Genomic DNA, 22,166 nt, shown 5'->3' with positions numbered 1-22,166 from the left:
TTCCGAAAAGCGCCACCCGGCATGACCGAGCTCAAATCCGACCAGTTCGAGATGCGACGGCTGGAATCGCTCAGCAACACCATCTTTGGCGTCGCCATGACGCTGCTCGCCTACGACCTGCCCAGGGCCGCGGTCTTCACCAGCGCGCCCGACTGGAACGATCTCGCCCGGGTCTATTCCGGCAAGCTCGCGGGTCTTGCGCTCAGCTTCATCATCGCCGGCGTGTTCTGGATCAGCCATCACCGCCGGCTGGCGCGCCAGCCGGTCGGCAGCCGCGGCGCGGTGATCCTCAATCTGTTCTTCCTGCTGTCGATCGTGCTGCTGCCGGTGACCAACGGCCTCTACACCAACTACCCCACGAGCAGTGCGGTCGCCGTGCTCTACGGCCTGCACCTGACTGCGATCGCTGGCCTCAATGCCTGGCTGTGGTGGAGGATCCTGGGCGGTTGGCGCCAGGAGATCATGGCCTCGCTGTTTCCGCTGCTGGTGTTTATCCCGGGCACGGTCGTTGCGGCGTTCGCGCCGCAAGCCGCGCCGTTCGTGTGGTTCATCGCCTTCGGTGGCCTGCTGATCCAGCGCTTCTATGTCGGGCCGACCGGGACGGACAAATAGGCCTGCCGCTCATTCGCCGGAGGGCGTCGCGCCGAACCCGTCGGCCGGCACGTAAAGCTTGACAGGGCGGATTTCGTAGACCGCTGACGGATTGACCTGGCGCAGCGTCCGCGCGGCCGCGATCGCCTCCTCATCCGTGTCGTATTCGACGAGGTGGAAGCCCAGGAGCTGCTCCTTGGTCTCGGCAAACGGGCCGTCCAGCACCACGCCCGCGCCGGGGCCGCGCAAGGTGCGGGCCTTTCGGGTCTCATCCAGGCGGGCGGCCGGGCCGAAATGCCCGCTTGCCCGGAGGGGCGCCTGAACCTCGATGACTTTGGCCACGACTGCGGCATCCTTTTCGGGCGTCCAGGACAAGATCTCGTCTTCCACGTGATAGGCCAGGATGGCGTAAAGCATCGTCACCTCGTTGATTTTCGCTGCGCGTGTCCGAAGGACGTATCACCACCGTCGCCGCCGACAATGGGGCTGCGGAAATATTGCGTCGCGGGGTGCGGCGACGAAACCTTCCCGAAACCCGATTACGGCCGAAAAGTGTGAACGCTGCCCGAAATCGGCGCGACTGATGGCCACCAAGACCACTTCGGAGGCGGCCATGTCGACCATCAAGATCATCTGCAAGATCATCTGCGACGCGCGTCGGGCGGGAAAGTCGGAGCTTGCGGATCTGCACGACCAGAGCGGCCACCATCGCTATTACGGCAGCTCGGCCGAGAGCGGCGGCGAGCGCATCGTCGAAAGCCGGCGCGGCAAGCGCCCGCGTGCAATGAGCGTTTGCGGCTTCTAAGCCCGACGCTTGCGAAACAGCCTGTAACCATGAACGTCGTGCAGATATCGATCGCCGCGATGCCGTTCCTGCTCTCGCTCGCGAGCAGGTCCGGCAAGGCGATGGCGCCAAGCCTGCTGGCGGGCATCTTCACCGTGCTTCTCGGCAGCGAGCCGCCGCGGGCGGCCATGGCCTGGTGCGTCGGGCTGTTGATCGCGGCGGTTGCGGTGCGGGAGCGGACTCGCACGACCTGACCGCGTGTCACATCCCGCTCAGCACCTGCTTGATCAGGGTTTCCCGCAACCGGGCGATTTCGCCGCTCGCCTCCATCTGCTCGATCATCCTTCCGACCTTCGGCACGAGATCGCGATGCCGTTCATGCAGATGGTGGTAGATGCTGATGCGCTCGAGGGGTGGTGAGAGCGGGTGGATCCTGGCCTGGAGATTGAGTTTCCTCACCGCAGCCAACCCGCTGAAGAGGTCGGTGACCATCACGTCGATGCGGTCGGCGTCGAGCATCTTGACCATGTTGTCGAGGCTTGTCGTCGCCGTGACCCGGGTCATGCCGCGCGTACCGGCTTCCGACGAGCCGACGCCGCGTACGATGCCGATGCTGTAGTCCCTAATTGAATTCCAGCCAGCGACGTCGAACTGCAGTTTCGTGGTGAAGACAGTAGGCTCGATGTAATTGATCGCAGGTGTCACCTGGATCAGCGTCGGATAGTCGCGAGAGAGCGTTCCAATCCGCTGGACCTCGCCGTCGACCTCGCCGGTGCTCGACAGCGCGAGCGCGCGCTTGCCGGGCACATCCTCGAATTCGAGCTTGATGTTCAGCCGGGCATAGACCGCGCGGAGCATCTCGCCGCCGACATATTGATCGGGGATATCGGCGATGCGCGCCAGCCTGATGACCTCTTGCGCCTGCGACGGGCCTGCCGCGAGCAGCAACAGGCAGACCACGACTATCCGCCTCATGACGCATCTCCCTGGCCATGCCTCTTGGGCGTGCCCTGCTACCATCGGACTCCGGTGCCGCGATCTACCGGAGATGGCGGCTGCGCCGGTCCGCAACGTTGAGAGCGCGTTCCCGCTGTATGGCGGCTCCGGACTTTCACCGATGTCATTCTAGCACGCGAGGTGGTAGTTTGCCTGGGAATCCTGCTGCTGGGCGCAAGATATGACCCCGTCGAGCTCAAGCCGCCCAAGGGCCAACAGGATCATCGGCCGACAAGATCGCCACGTGTATCGCGTGCTGAGGCAGCGCCTCAACCGTTCACCTGCTCGCGGCTGCGATCGGTAAGCTGAGCAGGTGCCGCCATTTTCGAGGACATGGTGCATGGGCGACGCAGGTGACGATGATATCAAGCGTGGCCGCGCCATTGCGCCGGCGGCTGCGAAGCAGGATTTGACCGGCATCGGCGCCCCGCTCGCGCCTCCGATGTTCGCGGCGCTCCTGTCGCGGATCTTCAACTGGTCGCGCAGCGGCGTCGGGCCTCGGCTGCTTGCCGCCGTGCTGCTGTTCTCATCGGTCGTGACGCTGACCCTGACCGCGCTCCAGCTCTATCTGGATTACAATCGTGAGGTCGGACTGATTGAGACGCGGCTCGACGAGATCGGCCGCAGCACTACGGGCAGCCTCGGAGAGAGCCTGTGGAATCTCGACCAGAACCAGCTCAAGCTCCAGCTCGATGGCATTCTGCGGCTGCCTGACATCCGTGCGGCGGAAGTCCGCGAGATCGCCGATCGGCCAAATCCGATCCGTGTCGAAGTCGGCGAGCGAAACACCCGTTCGATCATGACCCGGGAATTTCCGCTGACCACCGTGTTGCAGGGGACCTCGCGCGCCATCGGCACGCTCCGGGTCGAGGCGACGCTGAGCGACGTCTATCAGCAATTGCTGAACAGGGCCCTCGTCATTCTGGCAAGCCAGGCGGCAAAGACGTTCCTCGTCTCGTTGTTCATCATCTACATGTTTCATCTGCTGGTGACCCGGCATCTCGTCGCCATCGCTGAATACGTCGGCAAGTACAGCCTCGGACGGCCGCCGCCGCCTCTGCGCCTGGAGCGCCGGTCGCCTGACGATGCCGACGAGCTGGACAAGGTCGTCGTTGCTTTCAACGCCATGTGTGCCAACCTCGAACATGCCTATGGCGAGCTGCGCGAGGCCAATGGGAATCTCGAGCGTGACCTGAAGATACGGCAGCGCGCCGAGGAGAACGCCCGCGCGAGCGAGCAGCGCTTCCGTGACTATGCCGAGACCGCATCCGACTGGTTCTGGGAGACCGGTCCGGATCACGTGTTCACCTATATTTCAGATCGGGCCGGTGCTTTCGGCATGGACCCCAAGGCGCTGATCGGCAGGCGCCGTTCAGACGCCGCCTTCGACCACGATGCCGAGCCGCAGAAATGGCGCAGTCACTGGGCCACGCTGGATCGCCACGAGCCGTTCCGGAAGTTCGAGTATCGTGGCCGCGATGCGGCTGGCCGCGCGCACCATTTCAGCGTTAACGGCCAGCCGGTGTTCAGCGCCGACGGACGCTTCATGGGGTATCGTGGTTCGGCTACTGATCTGACCGAGCAGCACGAGACGGAGGAGCGGCTTCGCCAGTCGCAGAAGATGGATGCGATCGGTCAGCTCACCGGTGGCGTCGCGCATGACTTCAACAACGTGCTCACTGTCATCACCGGCACCATCGAGATCATCCGGGAGGGACTGGCGGACAAGCCCGACCTCGCCGCGATCGCCCAGCTCATCGACGATGCGGCGGCGCGAGGCGCGGAGATCACCTCGCAGCTCTTGACCTTTGCGCGTCGCCAGCCGCTGGAACCGCGCGAGATCGACGTCAACGGCCTCGTGCTCGAGACGGCGCAGCTGTTGAAGCCGATCCTGGGCGGAAACGTCGAAATCGTGACCCGCCTCGCGGACGACGCCTGGCCGGCGATGGCCGATCCGTCGCAGCTGTCGTCGGCGATCATCAATCTCGCCGTCAATGCGCGGGATGCGATGCCTGGCGGCGGCACGCTGACGCTCGAGACCGCGAACCGCGAATTCGATGGCGCGGATGGTGCCGGTGACGGCGACGCCACGCGCGGCGCCTTCATCATGGTCGCGGTGGCGGACACCGGCCATGGCATCCCCGCCGACATCCGCGACCGCGTGTTCGAGCCGTTCTTTACCACCAAAGGGGTCGGTCGCGGCACCGGGCTCGGCCTCAGCATGGTCTACGGCTTCGCCAAGCAGAGCGGCGGCAGCGTTGCGATCGAGAGTGAGGAAGGCCGCGGCACCGTGATTCGGCTGTTTCTGCCGCGATCTGCGGGCGGAGCGCAGGCGAGGGCCGGGTCGCTGCAGGCGCCCGCGGCGGCACGCGGGCACGAGACGATTCTCGTCGTCGAGGACGATCCGCTGGTGCAGGGCTATGTCATCGCCCAGCTCGGCAGCCTCGGCTATCGCACCCTCGCAGCCGGCGACGGCGCAACCGCGCTTGCGCTGGTTCAGCAGGGCGCCCAATTCGATCTGCTGTTCACCGACATCATCATGCCCGGCGGCATGAACGGGCAGGAACTGGCCGAGGCCGTGCGCCGCCTCCGCCCGGGGATGAGGGTGCTCTATACGTCCGGCTATACCGACAACGCCCTCGACGGTCATCTCGATCCCGGCGTTGCGTTGCTGAGGAAGCCGTACCGGAAGGCGGACCTGTCATCGAGGATCCGCGAGGTGCTCGCCGGCGAGCCGCTCGCCTGAGCAGCCGGCGCGCGATGCCAACGAAAAAGGCGCGGCGGGGGAAGGCCCCCGTCGCGCCCGATTTCTTGCTCGCTGGTCCAGGGCTGAGAGCGCCCCGATGCCAAGCCTCTATTCAAGGCTTAGCGGGCGATCCCAGCGAGGTGACAGCGCTTGGTAAAAGACACTGGATCACCTCCTTTCGTTGGTTGCGGAAGATTTCAATATAGGCGGCAATTCCGCCATTGTTAAGGGGAGGCGGGTCCGGAGGAACCAGCGGCTGTTCGCAAGGCCGGGAAAGCGCTGGAAGCCCCATCTGGGCAGTTGATCTTGGGCAGTTGAGACCGCCGCCCGGCCGTGTTAGGGAGCCCCTGTCGCGGGTGTAGCTCAATGGTAGAGCAGCAGCCTTCCAAGCTGAATACGAGGGTTCGATTCCCTTCACCCGCTCCAATTATTTCAATAACTTAGCGCGTTAAGGCCTTTCCATTCTGACAAGCCGCGCATTCTCATTCTGACAAACGTTCACTTTCCTTTCGCTTGTTTTGCACGCCGCTTGATGCATTTCATTTGCGCATCTTGCTTTGCCTGATCGTCGTCGTGCAGATAGTGCGCCATAGCTGCCGTCGACGACCACTGACCCTTCTTCATTAGCTGCGTTTCCGTGAGCCCGGATGTGCCTTGCTTCGGTCGTGCCGCGGTGGCGGCCGAAAGAGGTAAAAGTTAGCTCGGGCCGTAAACCTGCAGCCAAGATAATCTTCTTCGTGATGCGTTGGACTTGAGTCAGCGTCTCGCCCTTGCCAAACCAGGGTAGACTGCTCCCATCACGTCGCAACATCAGACCTCCTGTCGGACGCAGCTCCTTGATCGCGTCGAGCTCTGCCATTAGCAGCGGGTAAAGTGCCTTCCCCTTGGCGTTGAATAGGGGGTCCCAAGATCCAGTGCTGGTCTTGTAGTTGATGACGTAGACGTGGCTCGGGGGGCGGTAGTGATCAGCCGTGGAACCAATGAAAATGTGGGCCTCGCGTTGAAGCAACTCCCAGCCGATCAGTGCACTGGTGGCAAGCGACGGATAACCCATTTCGATCGCTTTCGTCCGGAAAGCTGCAAGCTCCGCAAAGGTCGCGTGCGACGTTTCGCGCGAACTGGACTGCAGGCCCATCTTTTCGAAGGGATTCCGAGGCGGGAGCAAGCCCGGATGTGCTCGGGAAATGGCGTTCCATGCGCTACGTGCGGTCTTCATCGCGTGATTGACCGTCGTACGGCGTTCGATCTTTTCGCCTTTCACTTCTTTGAAGAGCAGTCCTTCGAAGAGCTGATCGACGAAAGCGGTGTCAATACTTGCGACCCGGCGCGTCCCCAGTCGTCGGCCATCTTGCAAGATGTACTCACCGATTATTTTGATGCCAGTCTCATGAACCCGGCACTGACCGGGGCTTAGCTGTCTTCTGGGGACCACGTTTGACGGTAGAGATGAAACATCCAATCTACCGTGCCGATGACCACGCCAATGCCAATCGGATTTTGCGTCCTCGCCGCCCATGCGCCAGCTATCTGAAGCTCGACCTGAACAGCACATCCTGCAAGAACTCATCCTGCAGGATGCGGTGTACATACTGCCAGCAAGAGATGTTAGCGGCAGACGTAGCTGCCGTTAACCAGAACGCGGACACAGGCGGTGCCCACCGCAGCCGCACCAACTGCCGCGCCGCCTACGACCGCACGCCTGGTGGTGCGCCGTGCAACGCCGGCCACTGACACGGGTGTCAAGGGGCGTCCGACCCGTGCTTCTGCCCGGCCTAGCGAGAGCGACAGGCCTTCGTCGGCCGACCAGTCGATTGAGCCGGACACTCCGAGGGCGATCACGGCACCTGCGAGTGATAATCTTGTGAGCATGCCACGCTTCATGATGGTCTCCGTCCTGTGAGAGTGAATTTGGATCGCTCCATGGTTCGCTGCTCGGACCATTGATCAAGGTCAAGGAATCGCAAGAAAACGGTGCAGCTGGTAAGCGCGGGCGACACGCGAAGACGCTTCCAGCAGAATGGGGGCGGGAGCGACAGCTTCTCCGACTCTTTACTTCTGCACGCAGAGCGGTCTCAGCGTCTCGTCGCTGCTGCGCGCTTTCGCGTATTCCATCAACGCCATCCGGGCTACCTCGCAACGCTCTGCGCTTGAAAACTCTTGTGTCGATATGACGGCGCCATTCGCGACGCCAAGCCAGCTGATGACGACCAGAACATAGGTCATGGTATCCTCCCCCTAGGCGTCGATCTCCTGAGCGCAGATTGGCGCGAGAGGCGGCGGCTCAATGAGCGCCGCCCATCGCGCCATCATCAAGCTCTATTGGCACACATACATGATGCCATCACCGCCCTTCACCAACGAGCCTGGGACGCATCCGGTGCAATTGCGCGCCGCATAGTCGGCCAGCCGCTATAGCCGTAACTCCACGATCCGCCGAAGTAATAGGCTCGCACCGCGTACCAGGGCAAACCGTCATTCGTGTAGTAGTGACCGCGATAATAAGGAGTGACGTACAATCGGGCGGCCGCTTGGGCGTTGTCGAGTCGCAGCGAGATCCCGCCTCGGTCGGTCAAGCCAATGAACAGCGTCGTGCCGCATACGAGCGCGGCGACGGCAACGGCAATCTTCCTTGCGCCTATCGACTTCATGGACGTTCTCAAAAAATGAACTTCAACGCCACAATAGGGCGGCGATTTGCGTTAGATCAAGGGAATCAAACAAATCGAATCTGCTTCTCCTTCGAATTTGCCGGATCAGTTCGGATCAAATAATGCGAATCTGGAGGATAGCGCTCCAGCCCGACAAGTGCGGCCCGCCATCGGAAAGCTCGCTGTCACGGTGGCAGCGCCGGCTCTCTCTGCACTGGAGCCAAGTATGCAATTGTGCGAGTGCTTTTCGCCAGAATGCTTCAGGCAGTCGGGGACGAGTTCGGAGACGGCATCGCGGTTCGGGATCTGCTCTTCATCATCTCTGCCGATCGGTTCGTAGGATCCTGTTGCGCAGCGACCAATTTGCTGAACGCAAAGAAGAATCTGGCGACGATACCCTCGTCCGATCCGCGCTCATCACGAAGCGCCTCTGCCGCCATAAGCGACCAGCTTCTTGCCTCAGCCATCCAGACGGTGCGGTTTGCCGCATTCTCGCTTGCGAGCTGCCGACAAAGTGCTGCGCGCGAACTCAGCTCGAATTGACTCATCATCGTCCCTCCCTGCCAGAAGCTCGATGTACGCGGTGAGAACTCTGCGTTGCGTGCCACATCTCTGCAATTGACCTTCCGGTCATTGTACCAAGGGGCATGTCACAGCCACTGACCAAGCCGCGCGATACTACGCGAGGCGGTGTTGCGAAAATTCAGTTTGTTGATCTGGCTCAAGCGACGCCGCATTCGAACGCGGTGAACATTAGCCTGCTGCAGCGTGCGTGCGCTTACCAGTGAAGCGCCACCGATGCATCAGCAAGTGCTTCACCAGGGGCGCGCCGCGGCGGAAGCAACGGCGGCTCGATTTAGGCAGCCATGCCCATGCAGGTCGCATTTCTTCGCCAATCCTGCCGCCGTGGCCCGTTGCTTGCCAGACGAAGGTCTGCGGCGGCAATGGCGCCGACAATGCCCATCTCGCGATATCTGGTCTATGTCGGCGGTGCGTTGCTCGCGATGCTCTTCGTTGTGGACGCCCTGTTGCAGGATCGGCCTGCCATCCACGGTGGAGCTGCGCGCTCCGCCACCATCCGCATCCATTCCGATTGGAAATTGCCCGAGCGGGTCGTGATCGACACCAGCCTGCCGACGATTGTCGCAACCGACATCGCCAAGGTCGAGCCTGGTGCCCTGCCGGGCGCCGACCTCTCACAGAGGCGCGCTCGCGAGGCCTTCGCTCAGCTAGGAGCAGCCGATGCCGAACGACCGCCGGCGCGTCCGTCGACAAAAGCTGATGTGAAGCCGCAGCGTCAAAACAAAAGTGCGAGGAGGCACATCGAAAGAAATATCCGGCTCGTCGCGCGGCCGCCGCAGTACGGCTGGTTTGGCAACCAGGTTTGGTGAGCATCTTCGGAGGGGGGCGCCCGCCATCGACACTATCAACGAGTGCACGTCGAGGCATTGCCCAATCAAACGTCCTTTAAGATCGGGAGTAACTGGCATGAGTGAAACGTCAAGGTCTGACGGCATCGATCGTCGCGGGGCTCTTTCATTGCCCGGATGGGCCGCTGTATTCGGATTGGCGGCATCCGGCACGGTGCTGTTAGGAACAGAAGTGTCGGCGCAGACGATCGGCATGGAGCGACGCCAGGAGAGGCGGGGAGCCCGCCACGAACGGCGTCAGGAACGGCGCACGGGCCGGACTGAACGCCGCCAGGAAAGGCATACAGGGCGCACGGAGCGCCGTGAAGAGCGGCGCAACTAGGACGTCAACATGCTCTCACCGATCATCGTTGGCCGGCAGATGTCTGCTTGATCGCGATCCGGAAGCTGGCGGATGCCGCAGACCTGGTACGTCACATTCGAGGTGCACAAGCGTGGGACCTTGCCGAAGCGGCGAAGTCCACGGGAGACACGCACATTCGAGAGCGAAGCCGAGGCGCGGGCTTTCGCGCGAGAGAAATTCAGTGAGGGATTGATCGTGTTTGCAGGCACGCTCAATCCCTTTTTGCCACGACGGCTGATTCCCTCGAGCGACATTCCGTCCTGGATAGAGCAAGACCGAGGCGAAGAGGTTGGCGGCCACGATGACAAGCGCGACCCGGAGAAATAGGCAGCATGTCTTGGTGCTTCATGCCGATATCGCGCTCGAAATGTCTTGAGTGTTGCCATTATGGCACGTGGAGTTTGTGCCCTCGCCCGTAGAGTTTCAGCTGGAAGTTGGGGGATGATCGCAGTGCAACAAGTCGCCGTTCGAGCAATCAAAAAGCGGCCGGCAAGGAGAGAGCATGATGAAAAGACTTCTGCTGACAACCATTGGCGTGGTGACGCTGGCCATGGGACCCGCCATGGCTGCCGATATGGCCGTGAAGGCGCCGCCCCCGGCACCGATTATTCCGATCTACAATTGGACGGGGCTCTACATCGGCGGCAATGGTGGCTGGGCGCAGAACCACAATTGTGTCGATTTCCTTGACGCGGCCGGCATCGCCGTCGCTTCCGGCTGCCGCGATCGTTCCGGTGGTGTTATCGGTGGCCAGCTTGGTTATCGCTGGCAGGCCAGCCAGTGGGTGTTTGGTTTGGAAGCTCAGGGCGATTGGGCGGATTTGAGCAATCAGCGCGTCAGCCTGTTCGATCCAACGCTCTCCACGCGCGCCAAAACGAGCGCTATCGGCCTCTTCACCGGCCAGATTGGCTACGCCTGGAATGCGTCACTGCTCTACGTGAAGGGCGGCGCTGCGGTGACAGACAATCGCCTCAGCGTACTTGATACTGCGACCGGCGCCGAGCTCGCGGCGCAAAGCGCAACCCGCTGGGGTGGTGTTATCGGTGTCGGATTCGAGTATGGCTTCACGCCGAACTGGTCGGTGGGTCTCGAATACGACCATCTGTTCATGGGGCACCGGAATAATTCGTTTACGGTCGCTGATCCGCGACTTGCTGCTTTCGTGAACGATCGGATCACCCAGGACGTGGATATGCTCACCGTGCGCTTCAACTACCGGTTTGGCTGGGGCAGCAATCCGGTCGTCGCGAGGTATTGAACTCTCCCGATCGGATGTCTTCAGGGGGCCGGCAGCAACGCCGGCCCTCTTTTTTTGCGCTTTGTCGCGTCCTATCCTCAGCGCCTGACCACGCGATCGACCGGACCGCCGGGATTGGTCGGAGTGCCGGGCCGCACTGCTTCTCGTGCGGCAGCGCGCGCGACGGGACGCACTCCAGGACGACGCCCGGTCTTGCAACGCAATGCGCGGGATAGTCCAACGTATTGGCAGTATGCGACGGCGTTGGCGCTCCCAGAACTCGTGAAGACGAACCCGACCGTCATCAATGCAACTGCTAATGCGATGATGGCTTCATTTTTGGCCTCCTGTTTTTGGAGCCGTAGTGGAAGCCTGCGCGTTGCGGACGTTACCGGCACAACGGTTCGTCTGCCGCGAGGATCGTCCGATGCGGCTCTCGCGCCATACCATGTCGATCGCTCAAAACTGTTCGTGCTGGAGCGGCTGGATTCCGTCGAGCAGGTCGATGCTGACCGGGTCTCTCGGGCGATCGAATACACCCGGTTTCCTTACACGATGTCTTCGAATGACAGCCTCATTGAAGAGGAGGGATTGCTGTTACGGGCCGCCGATCTCATCGGTCAGCTCGGCAATCCCAACTATCTGAAGAAGTCCAACGCGCTGTTCTACGAATTCGAGGAGATCGGTCTCAACAAGACCCTGGGCTACGCGACGCCGGCGGATATCGTTTACAAATATCCGCCATTCTCTTGGAGTAACGTAGCTCCCCAGATCCAGCCGGCGATACGTCATCTCAACGTGACGTCCCGAGGCCGGCAATGGATAGCGAGTCTCTACGGCAACGTAGTTCGGGCCGAGCGCGAGCTGACTCTGTCCGGACCACAGCCCTAGACCGGACCACAGCCCTAGAAGAGGCTCGACGCTTGATCTGGATCAAGCGTGCGGCGTGAGAGCAGGGGCTAGTTCGCCTCAGCATGCGCGGCATGGCTGAAGGCGCGTCCGTGAAAACACTCCGTCAGATATTCTCCGGAGACGAGATCATCCAGCTTCTGATCCGGCTCGGATTGCTGGGGCTGCTGCTCGTCTGGGCGCTCCTGCTGGTCCGTCCATTCATCCCCATTTTGGCCTGGAGTGTCGTGCTTGCTGCTGCGCTGAACCCGGCTTTTCGGCGCCTCAGCGACATTCTCGGCGGACGGCCGAAGCTTGCGGCGACGATCCTCACGCTCGTCAACCTGGCTGTGGTGATCGGACCGGCGACCTGGCTGGGCATGGGCGCGGTCGACGGGATCACCGATCTTGCCGCCCAGGTGACGGCCGGTGAATTGCATGTGCCTTCGCCGCCGCAGTCGCTCAAGGAGTGGCCACTCATCGGGCCTCAGCTCTTCGATCTCTGGGATCAGGCGACGACCAACCTCCGGTCGCTCTTGCGCGCGGTCGTGCCCTATTTGAAGCCATTCGCGACCACCTTGCTTGGGTTTGCCGGCAATGCCGGTGTGGGAACGGTCAAGTTTCTGCTGTCGGTGGCGGTGGCCGGCGTGCTGTTTCCGTATGGACCTCAGCTCGTGGCCGCAGGGCGCAGCTTTCTGTCCCGCATCGTGCCGGACCAAAGCGAGCATTTTCTGGACCTGGCAGGAGCCACGATCCGTGCGGTGGCTCAAGGCGTGATCGGCGTTGCCATCATCCAAGCCTTGCTGGCGGGAATAGGTTTCAAGCTCGCCGGCATCGCCAGCGCGGGCCTTCTTGCTTTCGTGGTGCTGTTGCTGTCGATCGTGCAGATCGGCGGGACCATCGTCATCCTGCCGGTCATCATCTGGGTCTGGACCGACAAGGAATTTCCGATCGCGCTCCTGCTGACGGTGTTTCTCGTGATCGTGTCGGTTCTCGACAATATCCTGAAGCCGCTCGTCATGGGGCGCGGCCTGACCACGCCAGCGCTGGTCATCCTGATCGGGGTGATCGGCGGAACTCTCTTCCACGGAATCATCGGCCTCTTCATCGGACCGATCATTCTGTCTGTCGTCTGGGAGTTGACAGTCGCCTGGATCCGCGCCGAACGGGCTGCGCCCGCACAGCTGGCAATCGAGCGTTGACCTCCATGAGCTCGATGGAAGCTCTCGGCTGAAGATACGACGACCGGTCGGAGATGGTGGTGGAAATGCCTGGCTCACCCGCTGACGTTGCTCTGACCGTCGATGCCGGGCGTCGACATGCTGCAACATTTGCGGTGTGAGTGCCATGGACACCATTCTTGTCATCAATGCCGGCTCCTCTGATCTCCGATTCCAGATCTACTCTGTCGAAGGAGACGGCAGGCTACGGCAACGGCTCAAGGGGGAAATGGACGGCATCGGGCGCTGTCCGCGCTTGCGGGCGAGCAAGGCTGGCGGTGGTCCGCTCGCCAATCGCGCTTATCCAGTCGAAACAGTGCCGGATGTTGCGGCTGCGATGGACATCACCAGCACCTGGTTGCGGGACGAGCTTCATATAAATCCGATTGCAGTCGGGCACCGCGTCATTCACGGTTGTACAGAGCACGACCGGCCGGTCCTCATCGATCACGAAGTCCTGGCGTGCCTGGAGCGGTTGACCGCGTTGGCGCCGTTTGACCTCCCGCATAATCTGGCGCCAATCCGTTCGATCCTGGCAAATTTCCTGGCGCTCCCGCAGGTCGCCTGCTTCGACACCGCATTTCACCGAACGCGTGCCGCGGTCGCCGACGATTGTGCCATTCCCCGTCAGCTCTATGCCGAGGGCGTACGACGCTACGGCTCTCATGGTCTCACTTACGAATATATTGCGAAGGCCTTGCCCAGGATTGCGCCGGAAATCGCGATGAGACGGGTGATAGTCGCGCGTCTCGGGAGCGAGGCATCGATGTGCGCGCTCAGCGGTGGACTAAGCGTAGAGAGCACAATGGCCTTCACCGCGCTCGACGGATTGCCGATGGGGGTGCGAGCGGGGCAAATCGATCCGAAAGTCGCGGTCCGCGGTGATATGCGTCAGCTCAAAGCAAGTAAGGACGCGAGCGCGAAGTTCGCCATCGATCATTTCGTTTATCGAATCGGTCTCAACGCGGGCATGCTCGCAGCTGCGTTGCAGGGCCTTGACGCGTTCGTCTTCACGGCAGAGGTCGGCGACAACTCCGCATTGCTCCGTTCGCGCGTGGCGGAGCAGCTCGCATGGCTCGGTGTCAAGCTCGATGCAAAAGAGAACGCACTGCAATCGCGGCTGATATCGTCTCCAGCGAGCCGCATCCCGGTCTACGTCGTGCCCTCCGACGAGGATATCATGATCGCCAGGCACACGCTGGCACTGCTGATGAACCGTAGCCCGGGAGCGCCAAGCTGAGCGTCATGATCGGGCTCCCTGGTGGCCGGGGTGTGCGCAATGCGCGTGCACGCCCGCGGCACGTTGATCTGCATCAAACGCCCGCATCGTACCGCGGGCCGGATGGCAGTGCTGACCAATCAAACCGCACCAGTCCGGGAGCTCGCGATGGTCGTCCAATTTCTGCTCGGCACTTTCATCAGCGTGATCAACATCATGATTCATGCGCTGGTGACCGTCGCAGCGATCGACATCGCCCGCAGCGCGGGATTGAAGCATACAATGCGGCCCCGATCTCACATGATGGCGGTGATGGTCACGATAGCTGTCATTTTGATGGTTGCACACACGGTCGAGGTTCTTGTCTGGGCGCTGGCTTACGCTCTGGTTGGTGCCGCGCCCGAGGGGAGCGAGTTGCTGTATTTCACCTTCGTGAACTACACCACGCTGGGCTACGGCGATGTCACGCCAGTGCAGGGATGGCGGCTGACGGGGCCGATGACTGCCATGAACGGCATTCTGATGTTCGGCTGGTCGACCGCAGTCCTGTTCGAGGTGTTACGCAAGACCCTTGAACATCTCTCGGCAATCGCGGCGCCCGGCTTCAATTCTGGAGATCATCAAGAGCTGCGAGCTGATGCCGGTCCAGGAGCATGATCTGCCGCTGGGTGTTGCCGATGAAGCCGAGGATGCCGAGGTCGTGAAGGCGGGACAGGGCGCGGGACACGGTCTCCAGGGTCAATCCGAGGTAGTCCGCGATGTCGCGCCGGGACATTGGCAGGGCCAGAATTCCTGCGGCCGTTAGCCGCGTATCCATCTCGAGCAGGAAGGCCGCCACCCGCTCCAGCGAGGTCTTGCGGCCGAGCAGCAGCATGTGATCTTCCGCATGCTGAAGGTTGTTGGTGGTCATGCTGAGCAGGTTCCGGGCAACCATGGCATCGCCTTCTGCGACGAGTTCGAGGCTCTGCCGTTTAACCAGGCGTACGGTCGTGTCGACGATCGCTTCCGTTGTGAATCTATGCTCGCTGCCGTTTTCGAGCCCGAAGATGTCGCCAACCAGGTGGAAGGCGCCGATCTGGCGACGCCCGTCTGACAGGAGCTTGTAGCTTCGCACGGCGCCTGATTTGACCTGATAGACGTATTCGGCCGGCTCTTTCTCGCCGTAGATTTCGATGCCTTTTTTATAGGTAAATTCGTTTAAACTGATGATCGGATTTGAACTGGTATTCAGGCCAAGCTCGCGGAGTGAATGGTGCCGCGAGGAAGCGTCGGCAGCGTTGCGAACCAGCATGGCCAACTCCCGAACTGGTGCTGACGCGATAGCCGCGAGCAGCTTATTTCCATCACCGGGAATACGGAGCCGCCGATAAATCACCCTTCCCGCAAAGGTTGTTTAAGCCAAAAGCCGGCTTTGCAACCATTGTCTGTAGGTGCATTGTACCAAAGTACAGGGACGGCGATGGTGCGCTGGATGAGAAACCTGTCAGAACATCTGTCGGATTGCCCGGCCTAGGCTTACGTCGCGCATTCCGCCTGAAGTCGTGCCACTGCGGGCGGGCTGCTTTCATTGATGTTGACCTCGGGGTGCGAGGCGTCTTGAATTGCTTCTAAGGCTTGCGCGAGCGGTGGGTGTTCTGCTTGCAAGAACAGGTCGGGAGGAAAACATTGCCTGGCTTCGTCTATGTGGTCGATGACGACCCATCGTTTCGCACCGCCATCCAGCGTCGGCTCAAGCTTGCCGGCTATGAGGTTGTGACCTACGCGTCGGCGCAACAATTGCTCGAGGATCCCCCGGGCTCCGAACATCCGGGCTGCATCCTGCTCGACGTGCAGATTCCGGGCCTGAGCGGCCCTGAGTTGCAAGCGTGCCTCGCCCAACGACCTTCGCCGTTGCCGATCGTATTCCTGACAGGGCATGCTGATACCGCAACGACTGTTCGCGCGATCAAGGCCGGCGCGGAAGACTTTCTGACCAAACCAGTATCTTCGGAACAGTTGATCGGCGCGATCGAGCGCGCACTGGTTCGACAAGAGGTGGTGCGCGGCCAACAGGGCAAGCTGGATTCGTTTCGTGCTCGTTTGACGTCTCTGACGCGACGCGAGCGACAGGTCTTCGACCTCATCGTGCGCGGGAAGATCAATAAGCAAATCGCTTACGAGCTTGGAACCACCGAGCGCACCGTAAAGGCGCATCGGCACCAGGTGATGACAAAGATGCAGGTGCCGTCCTTGGCCGAGCTGGTCTCCGTCGCCGAGCGGCTCGGACTTCTGAGCTCGCAGCCGGCGTGAACCGTCGGACTGTTTGCGGTAGGGGACGTCAATCTCGCGATCAGACCTGTACGATAGGACAATACGAAATATTGTTGACAGATTCTGGCAACGACTGCCTAGTTGGCCGTTGGATTTGCGCAGGAACATTTGCGGCGCCTCGTCGTTGTGAGGCGGGTGCAGAGTGTTCGATGAGAAAGCTCACCCATTGTTTGCACGCAGGTCAATATACGTTGTGGATGACGATTCATCGATGCGGCGAAGCATGGAGCGGTTGCTGCGGAACCACGGCTTTACCGCGGTTGTTTTCGAGTCCGCCGGTGCATTGCTTAGTCATGGCCACCTCGAAGACGCGTGCTGCCTCGTGCTGGACGTCAATCTGAACGGCGAGTCGGGTATCGCCCTGCGGCGCAAGCTGGCAAGTGACGGCGCTAAGGTGCCTGTCGTCTACATCACGGGCAACGACAGCCAGGCAAATCAGGCGGCCGCGATCGATTCCGGCTGTGCGGCCTATTTGAGCAAGCCCTTCGCGGCCAGCGAGCTGATCGCAACGGTTGAACTCGCCTGCGCCAAGAGCGCTTGAGTTGTTCTCACCTGCTCACTCCTCGATGTCCTGCTCCAGGATCTGTGCAGGCGCGCCTTTGTGAGCCGGGCCGAACTGTGCCAGCGGCAATGACGTCGTCAGAGACAGAAGGTTGGAGTCGGTGACTTCAAGGACGAGAGCCGTGCCGGCATCCATGTCGTTGATGAACTTGGGATCGGCTGCGTCGGCGGCAATGCAGGTATTGCTCAGGCACCAGGTGTAAGGCAATGACTGGACGTTGGCCCCGTCGATCGTCAGCTTGACCGGCTTCTGCAGATACATGCCGACGGGAACGAACACTTGTAGGCGCGCAATGGGGTCGCCGTCACGCTCGATGAGGTCCACGCGGATTGCCATCTGACCCGTAGCAAACCGCCCCGTGATCGAGGTTCGGCACAGCATCGGCGTTCCTGCAGGCCGTACGCAAAGCTTCGTCCAGCCGCCATAGGTGATCTCCTTGGCTTCGCGCTGCCCGCGAGGTGCGATTTCGGCGGACTTTACCTCTGGGGTCGGCTTTGGCGCGGCTATATTCTGCGCTGAAGCTGGTCGGGCAACAGCCGCCGCGAACAATATCGACACGCAGACGAGCGCACGCCCGGACAAAAGCACTGAAGTTGCGTCGATCATGTTCTGCCTCCAGGCGCCAGCTCTGCGGCTATTTCTGCGCGTCAAGGAATCGTTCGACGAGCGGTGCCCACATCGGAATCGTGTCGGGCGAGCCGATGAGGAAATGTCCTTCGCTGACGGGCCGAACCACATAGGCGAACATAGGTAGCGGCAGTGGCAAGGCCCAGACCTCTTCCTGGATACGAACATTGTGGTCGGCGCGTCCCGGGGCTAGAAAGCAGGCCAGGATGCTCAATGCCGCGGCGAAGTAGGTCACTGTCGAAGCATGCCGCAGGTTCACGCGCGCCTCCTTCAGCCGGCGAAAGTGCTGGCCACGATGATGGGTCCAAGCACGGTGAGCACAACGTTGCCGACAGCGTAAGGCACGGCGACTCCGAGGACGGGGGTTTGGCTTTCTGCAACTTCGCAGGCGCCGGTCACGGCGGCGTCGACCGTCATGGCGCCGGCCAGAGCTCCGCAAATGATGACCGGGTTCATGCGGAGTACGCGATGGGCAAACAGGGTGGTCACGATCAGCGGCACCAGCGTGACGACCAGGCCCATGCCGACCAGCAACATGCCATGCGACTGGATTGCGACCCAGGCCGCGTGGCCGTTCCCGAGCCCGATCGCAGCGATGAAGCCACCAAGGCCGAGATCGCTCAGCGTCTGTTGCGCTGCGGGGGGCATTGCACCCATCGTCGGCCGCCGAGAGCGCAGCCAGCCGCAGAAAAGCCCTGCAATCAGGGCGCCGCCGCCACCTCCCAACGTCAGGGGCACAGACCCGATCTTGACGCTCACGAGACCGGCAATCAGACCTATGGCAATGCCTGCGGCAAGGAATGCGATGTCGGTACGATCTTCGGAGCTCAGGATCTGTCCAACCTGCGAGGCGGCGCGCTCGATGTTGCGGGTGCTGCCGACCAGCGTCATGACGTCACCGACATAGACGCGGGTGTCCGCGCTCAAGGGGACTTCGCGTCCCATCCGCATCAAGGTGCGCAGGAACACGCCGCGCGCGGCGTCGCCGACGCGGTCGGCCACGTCCTTGACAGAGCGGCCGTGGAGCTTGCGATTGTCGACGAGGACGTCGACCACATTGCCTGGAAGAGCCTTCAGGATCTCGTCGGCGTCGATTTCGGTGCCAACAATCGGCTTTGCGGCGACAATGGCAGCCGTGCGACCCGCGATGACGATGTCGTCGGCCGCTTCAAGAACCGTGTCGCGATGCGGCTCGACGTCAGCTCCCCCGCGCACGATCCGCTCGATTACGCTGCGGCTGCCGATCTCGTCTTCGAGCGCGCCGACCGTGCGTCCCGCCGCTGCCGACACCCGGTACGCGCGCGCCTGGAATTTTCGATAATGCAGATTTTCGGTCTGCGGCGGGTTTCCTCCCGACAGCTCCGCTTCCAGCTTCGCAGCCTCCGCCTTCAAATCGATCCGCATCAATTTCGGCGCGACGAAGGGTACGAACAGAAGCGTGAGGATGTAACCAAGGACGTACGTCACCGCGTATCCGGCGGCGATATTCGCCTCCTGCTGCTCCAGCACGTCCTTGGCGAGCCCGAGTTGGGCCAGCGCGCCGGATGCGGTGCCGATCACCGAAGATTGCGTCAGGGCTCCCGCAGCGAGCCCCGAAGCGGTGCCGGGACCGAGTGCGAATGCCTTGGCAAATATGAGAACGATGACGAGCCCGGTGCCGCCAAGCACGAGCGCGATGGCGACCTGCGCCAAGGTCCGGATGCTCAGAGAAGCAAAGAACTCTGGCCCCGACCGGTACCCGATCGTGAATACGAACAGGCTGAAGAGGATGACTCTCAGTAGCGCTGGAAATGTGAAGGTGCCGAGCTGCCCGATCAGGACCGCCACGATGAGCGTGCATGCGGTGGTGCCGATCGAAAATCCAAAAATACGGACGCGGCCAAGGATGGTGCCGAGCGCGACCGACAGCAGCAGGAAGATTTCCGGCGCGGCAGAGATGATCCACCTGACGGTAATCATGGCGCATTGCCTCCAGTAGTTAGGGGCCAATCTCGTTGCCGAAAGCTGGCGACAGTTGATCCAGATCAATCCTGGTCGGCGGCAAGCTCGCTCCTTGTGGAGCCTCAAGAGTCAAAGCCGATCTTCGGACATGAGCACGATGGATACTGCCGCTGCTTCGTCGATACGCCGCGACGAAACGGTGCCGATTGCGCTGCTGCTTGCCTTCGCCGGAGGCTATATCGACGCCTATACGTGGATCATCCACGGCGTGATGGCCAATGCCCAGACCGCAAACCTTGTGCTGTTGTGGGTTTATGGCTCGATCGGAAATTGGACGAAGGCGCTGCACTTTGTTCCGCCGATCCTTGCATTCGCCGCCGGTATCCTGGTCGCTGCATGGCTGCGACGGGCAACCGGAGCGCGCGCCAGCGCGATCGGTACGCTGATCGAAATCCTGCTGCTGGTTACTATCGCCATCCTGCACAATCGCCTGCCGGATCTTGCGGGAACGCTTGGCATTTCCTTCGTCGCCGCCGTGCAGAGCGCCGTCTTCACGAAGGTCGAGGGCGTGCTCTACAGCTCCGTCATGATCACGGGCAACATGCGGCAGGCGATTGAAGGTGTGTTTGCTGTAGCGTCTGGCGAGGGGGCGCTACGGCTCCCCGGCATTTTCGTTGTCTTGTGTATCACGTTCGGCCTCGGCGCGGCTCTTGGCGCCTTCGCGACCAAGCAGATCCCGAATTTGGCGCTCGGTGTTCCCGTGATCGCGCTGCTGGTTGTGCTGTTGCGTTGCGAAAGTCCAGGCGAGGAGGCCAGCTCATGACCTCATCCAACCGCAGATCGCGCTGGACTTTCCTGTTTCCGCCGGCGACATGGTTGGCGCAGTACCGTAGCGCTTGGCTCCGTTCGGACGTGATCGCCGGAATCACCCTCGCGGCGTACGCCCTCCCTGTGTCACTTGCCTATGCGACGCTGGCGGGCCTGCCGCCTCAGATCGGCATCTACGGCTACATGCTTGGTGGCATCGGCTATGCGCTGCTCGGGTCGTCGCGCCAGCTTGCGGTGGGTCCGACCTCTGCGATCTCTCTGATGATTGCGGCAACCGTCGGGGCGCTGGCCGGCGGAGACGCGGCGAAATACGCCCAGATCGCGAGCCTGGCCGCCTGCGCGGTGGCGTTGCTGTGCCTGATCGCATGGTTGTTCAAGCTCAGCGTTCTCGTCCGCCTGGTGAGCGACAGTATCCTGGTCGGCTTCAAGGCCGGCGCGGGACTTACCATCATGATGAGCCAGTTGCCGAGCCTGTTCGGCGTTGCCGGAGGCGGTCACAATTTTTTCGATCGCGCCATCAAGCTCGCGGGTCAGCTCGGCGGCATCAATTGGCTGATTCTGGCGATTGGATCCATTGCGCTCTTCTTGCTGCTGGTGGGAGAACGGCGGCTGCCGGGAAGGCCGGTCGGACTCACGATCGTGGCGCTGTCGATTGTCGTAGCGACGTTGCTTGGGCTTCCGTCGCTTGGCGTACCAGTCACCGGGAAAATTCCAGAGGGATTGCCAGCTATCGGGTTGCCGAGTTTTGGATTGTTGGAGCCCGACGAACTCTTCCCGCTGGCTGCGGGATGCGTGCTGCTGGCCTACATAGAAGGCGTCTCCGCCGCGCGCAGCTTTGCTGCCAAGCATGGCTACGCCCTCGATGTCCGCCAGGAGTTTTTGGGGCTGGGCGCGGCCAACCTCATCACCGCCTTCGGCCACGGCTATCCCGTGGCCGGCGGGCTGTCGCAATCTGCGGTCAACGATAATGCCGGAGCGCGCACGCCGCTGGCGCTGGTCATCTGTTCGACGACACTGGCGCTGTGCCTGCTGTTCTTCACGGGAGCCCTGACGAATCTACCCAAGACGGTGCTGGCGGCGATTGTCTTTGCTGCCGTGTACAGGCTGGTGGACATCCGCGCGCTGTTGCGGATGTGGCAGGTCAGCCGCATAGACTTTTACGCTGCGGCAATTGCGTTGGTATCCGTGCTGCTCCTGGGGATATTGCAAGGCGTTCTGCTGGCGGCGATTGCCTCGATTGTCCTGCTCCTGGCGCGAGCCTCACGTCCGAATGTCGCCTTCCTCGGCCGGCTCCCGGGCACCGGCCGCTACTCCGATGGTGCGAGGCACGAAGGCGTCGAGCCATTGGTCGGTATCATCGCCTTTCGACCGGAAGCCTCGCTGCTTTACATCAATGCCGAAACAATCCTGGAGACAGTGTCGGATGCCTTGCTGAAGTCGTCCGATATCAGGCTGGTTGTCTGCGATCTCTCCGCTTCGCCCTACATTGATTTGGCTGGGGCGCGCATGTTGCACGACCTTCACGACAAGCTCGCCTCGGTCCATATCGGCTTCTGCATCGTCGGTGCACATGCACAATTGCGCGATCTGCTGCGGGCCGAGGGATTGGCGGAAAAGACCGACAGTGCGACCTGGCTTCGCTCGGTCGACAGCGTGCTCGGTGAAAGCAAGCAATCGTCTGATCGCAGATCGGAGGATCCGGCCGGCGTGTTGGCCACCCGGCTCTGATCCGATCTCTCTCGCCTGCAATCGGAATCGGGCAACCACCTCGGACGATATTGCATCGCGCGGTGCTT

At 61.7% G+C, this 22,166-nt stretch carries 25 protein-coding genes and 1 tRNA gene; 16 read left to right on the top strand and 10 right to left on the bottom strand.

The window, feature by feature from the left end:
* Nucleotides 1–21: 21 nt before the first annotated feature.
* Entirely contained in the window at nucleotides 22–612 is a 591-nt protein-coding gene (locus ACFQX9_RS07645; RefSeq protein ID WP_204511570.1) for a TMEM175 family protein, read from the top strand.
* 9 nt (nucleotides 613–621) lie between these two features.
* Here the strand turns inward: ACFQX9_RS07645 and ACFQX9_RS07640 are convergent, their stop codons facing one another.
* Nucleotides 622–1,008: a YciI family protein gene (locus tag ACFQX9_RS07640; protein ID WP_007611703.1), complete on the bottom strand. Its 387-nt coding sequence runs from the start codon at nucleotides 1,006–1,008 to the stop codon at nucleotides 622–624.
* Nucleotides 1,009–1,174: 166 nt separating this feature from the next.
* Here ACFQX9_RS07640 and ACFQX9_RS07635 point away from each other — a divergent pair, with 166 nt between their 5' ends.
* Complete coding sequence (locus tag ACFQX9_RS07635) at nucleotides 1,175–1,396, top strand: hypothetical protein (RefSeq protein ID WP_231190711.1); 222 nt, start codon at nucleotides 1,175–1,177, stop codon at nucleotides 1,394–1,396.
* Between the two features lie 29 nt (nucleotides 1,397–1,425).
* The gene (locus tag ACFQX9_RS07630; RefSeq protein ID WP_026233505.1) at nucleotides 1,426–1,629 is read left to right on the top strand and encodes a hypothetical protein; all 204 of its coding nucleotides are present in this window, start codon (nucleotides 1,426–1,428) and stop codon (nucleotides 1,627–1,629) included.
* A gap of 7 nt (nucleotides 1,630–1,636) precedes the next feature.
* Here ACFQX9_RS07630 and ACFQX9_RS07625 read toward each other — a convergent pair whose 3' ends face one another.
* Nucleotides 1,637–2,350, bottom strand: a complete 714-nt coding sequence (locus ACFQX9_RS07625; protein ID WP_026233506.1) for an ABC transporter substrate-binding protein — start codon at nucleotides 2,348–2,350, stop codon at nucleotides 1,637–1,639.
* A 361-nt stretch (nucleotides 2,351–2,711) separates the two neighbouring features.
* Here ACFQX9_RS07625 and ACFQX9_RS07620 point away from each other — a divergent pair, with 361 nt between their 5' ends.
* Complete coding sequence (locus ACFQX9_RS07620; protein WP_377787548.1) at nucleotides 2,712–5,117, top strand: ATP-binding protein; 2,406 nt, start codon at nucleotides 2,712–2,714, stop codon at nucleotides 5,115–5,117.
* Between the two features lie 352 nt (nucleotides 5,118–5,469).
* Nucleotides 5,470–5,543 (top strand) — tRNA-Gly (locus ACFQX9_RS07615).
* Nucleotides 5,544–5,565: 22 nt separating this feature from the next.
* On the opposite strand, the gene ACFQX9_RS07610 is transcribed toward ACFQX9_RS07615, so the two are convergent.
* From ACFQX9_RS07610 to ACFQX9_RS07595, 4 genes are all read right to left on the bottom strand, one after another.
* A complete protein-coding gene (locus ACFQX9_RS07610; protein ID WP_377787546.1) occupies nucleotides 5,566–6,471 on the bottom strand; it encodes a hypothetical protein in 906 nt (301 codons plus the stop codon).
* Between the two features lie 251 nt (nucleotides 6,472–6,722).
* Complete coding sequence (locus tag ACFQX9_RS07605; RefSeq protein WP_085351254.1) at nucleotides 6,723–6,998, bottom strand: hypothetical protein; 276 nt, start codon at nucleotides 6,996–6,998, stop codon at nucleotides 6,723–6,725.
* A 168-nt stretch (nucleotides 6,999–7,166) separates the two neighbouring features.
* The gene (locus ACFQX9_RS07600; RefSeq protein ID WP_162847287.1) at nucleotides 7,167–7,340 is read right to left on the bottom strand and encodes a hypothetical protein; all 174 of its coding nucleotides are present in this window, start codon (nucleotides 7,338–7,340) and stop codon (nucleotides 7,167–7,169) included.
* 128 nt (nucleotides 7,341–7,468) lie between these two features.
* A complete protein-coding gene (locus ACFQX9_RS07595; protein WP_245329568.1) occupies nucleotides 7,469–7,765 on the bottom strand; it encodes a hypothetical protein in 297 nt (98 codons plus the stop codon).
* Nucleotides 7,766–8,637: 872 nt separating this feature from the next.
* Here ACFQX9_RS07595 and ACFQX9_RS07590 point away from each other — a divergent pair.
* The 7 genes from ACFQX9_RS07590 (at nucleotide 8,638) to ACFQX9_RS07560 (ending at nucleotide 14,759) form a co-directional block, all read left to right on the top strand.
* Entirely contained in the window at nucleotides 8,638–9,156 is a 519-nt protein-coding gene (locus ACFQX9_RS07590; RefSeq protein ID WP_377787542.1) for a hypothetical protein, read from the top strand.
* 433 nt (nucleotides 9,157–9,589) lie between these two features.
* Nucleotides 9,590–9,865: a hypothetical protein gene (locus tag ACFQX9_RS07585; protein WP_018458127.1), complete on the top strand. Its 276-nt coding sequence runs from the start codon at nucleotides 9,590–9,592 to the stop codon at nucleotides 9,863–9,865.
* A 175-nt stretch (nucleotides 9,866–10,040) separates the two neighbouring features.
* The gene (locus ACFQX9_RS07580; protein ID WP_018458128.1) at nucleotides 10,041–10,796 is read left to right on the top strand and encodes an outer membrane protein; all 756 of its coding nucleotides are present in this window, start codon (nucleotides 10,041–10,043) and stop codon (nucleotides 10,794–10,796) included.
* Between the two features lie 192 nt (nucleotides 10,797–10,988).
* Nucleotides 10,989–11,666, top strand: a complete 678-nt coding sequence (locus ACFQX9_RS07575) for a metal-dependent phosphohydrolase (RefSeq protein ID WP_247335765.1) — start codon at nucleotides 10,989–10,991, stop codon at nucleotides 11,664–11,666.
* 83 nt (nucleotides 11,667–11,749) lie between these two features.
* On the top strand, nucleotides 11,750–12,865 hold the full coding sequence (locus ACFQX9_RS07570) for an AI-2E family transporter (protein ID WP_247335766.1): 1,116 nt from the start codon (nucleotides 11,750–11,752) through the stop codon (nucleotides 12,863–12,865).
* 145 nt (nucleotides 12,866–13,010) lie between these two features.
* Nucleotides 13,011–14,123, top strand: coding sequence for an acetate/propionate family kinase (locus ACFQX9_RS07565; protein WP_247335767.1), 1,113 nt, complete (start codon nucleotides 13,011–13,013; stop codon nucleotides 14,121–14,123).
* A gap of 147 nt (nucleotides 14,124–14,270) precedes the next feature.
* Complete coding sequence (locus tag ACFQX9_RS07560) at nucleotides 14,271–14,759, top strand: potassium channel family protein (protein WP_051113036.1); 489 nt, start codon at nucleotides 14,271–14,273, stop codon at nucleotides 14,757–14,759.
* Here the strand turns inward: ACFQX9_RS07560 and ACFQX9_RS07555 are convergent.
* Nucleotides 14,707–15,393 carry a helix-turn-helix domain-containing protein gene (locus tag ACFQX9_RS07555; protein ID WP_204511563.1) on the bottom strand — a complete coding sequence of 229 codons (687 nt, stop codon included), beginning with the start codon at nucleotides 15,391–15,393 and terminating at the stop codon, nucleotides 14,707–14,709. The genes ACFQX9_RS07560 and ACFQX9_RS07555 overlap by 53 nt on opposite strands.
* 374 nt (nucleotides 15,394–15,767) lie before the next feature.
* Between ACFQX9_RS07555 and ACFQX9_RS07550 the strand changes: the two genes are divergently transcribed.
* Both ACFQX9_RS07550 and ACFQX9_RS07545 read left to right on the top strand, forming a co-directional pair.
* Nucleotides 15,768–16,391 carry a response regulator transcription factor gene (locus tag ACFQX9_RS07550; RefSeq protein WP_204513954.1) on the top strand — a complete coding sequence of 208 codons (624 nt, stop codon included), beginning with the start codon at nucleotides 15,768–15,770 and terminating at the stop codon, nucleotides 16,389–16,391.
* Nucleotides 16,392–16,554: 163 nt separating this feature from the next.
* Entirely contained in the window at nucleotides 16,555–16,953 is a 399-nt protein-coding gene (locus tag ACFQX9_RS07545) for a response regulator transcription factor (RefSeq protein ID WP_377787536.1), read from the top strand.
* Between the two features lie 15 nt (nucleotides 16,954–16,968).
* On the opposite strand, the gene ACFQX9_RS07540 is transcribed toward ACFQX9_RS07545, so the two are convergent.
* From ACFQX9_RS07540 to ACFQX9_RS07530, 3 genes are read right to left on the bottom strand one after another with little or no spacing between them, the layout of a single operon-like run.
* Nucleotides 16,969–17,580: an invasion associated locus B family protein gene (locus tag ACFQX9_RS07540; protein WP_377787534.1), complete on the bottom strand. Its 612-nt coding sequence runs from the start codon at nucleotides 17,578–17,580 to the stop codon at nucleotides 16,969–16,971.
* 28 nt (nucleotides 17,581–17,608) lie between these two features.
* Nucleotides 17,609–17,860 (bottom strand): hypothetical protein, encoded by a 252-nt coding sequence (locus ACFQX9_RS07535; RefSeq protein WP_157643051.1) that lies wholly within the window; start codon nucleotides 17,858–17,860, stop codon nucleotides 17,609–17,611.
* A gap of 11 nt (nucleotides 17,861–17,871) precedes the next feature.
* Nucleotides 17,872–19,560: a transporter gene (locus ACFQX9_RS07530; protein ID WP_377787531.1), complete on the bottom strand. Its 1,689-nt coding sequence runs from the start codon at nucleotides 19,558–19,560 to the stop codon at nucleotides 17,872–17,874.
* Nucleotides 19,561–19,690: 130 nt separating this feature from the next.
* Here ACFQX9_RS07530 and ACFQX9_RS07525 point away from each other — a divergent pair, with 130 nt between their 5' ends.
* Together ACFQX9_RS07525 and ACFQX9_RS07520 are read left to right on the top strand one after the other, a co-directional pair.
* A complete protein-coding gene (locus ACFQX9_RS07525) occupies nucleotides 19,691–20,365 on the top strand; it encodes a YoaK family protein (RefSeq protein WP_377787603.1) in 675 nt (224 codons plus the stop codon).
* Nucleotides 20,362–22,098 carry a SulP family inorganic anion transporter gene (locus tag ACFQX9_RS07520; RefSeq protein WP_377787528.1) on the top strand — a complete coding sequence of 579 codons (1,737 nt, stop codon included), beginning with the start codon at nucleotides 20,362–20,364 and terminating at the stop codon, nucleotides 22,096–22,098. The genes ACFQX9_RS07525 and ACFQX9_RS07520 overlap by 4 nt, the downstream gene beginning before the upstream one ends.
* Nucleotides 22,099–22,166: the final 68 nt, after the last annotated feature.

Origin of the sequence: Bradyrhizobium sp. GCM10028915 (genome assembly GCF_042666195.1) — a bacterium.
GTDB classification, from domain to species: Bacteria; Pseudomonadota; Alphaproteobacteria; order Rhizobiales; family Xanthobacteraceae; genus Bradyrhizobium; species Bradyrhizobium canariense_D.
Note: the sequence above shows the minus strand (reverse complement) of the source record. Positions and strands in the feature narration are given on the sequence as shown.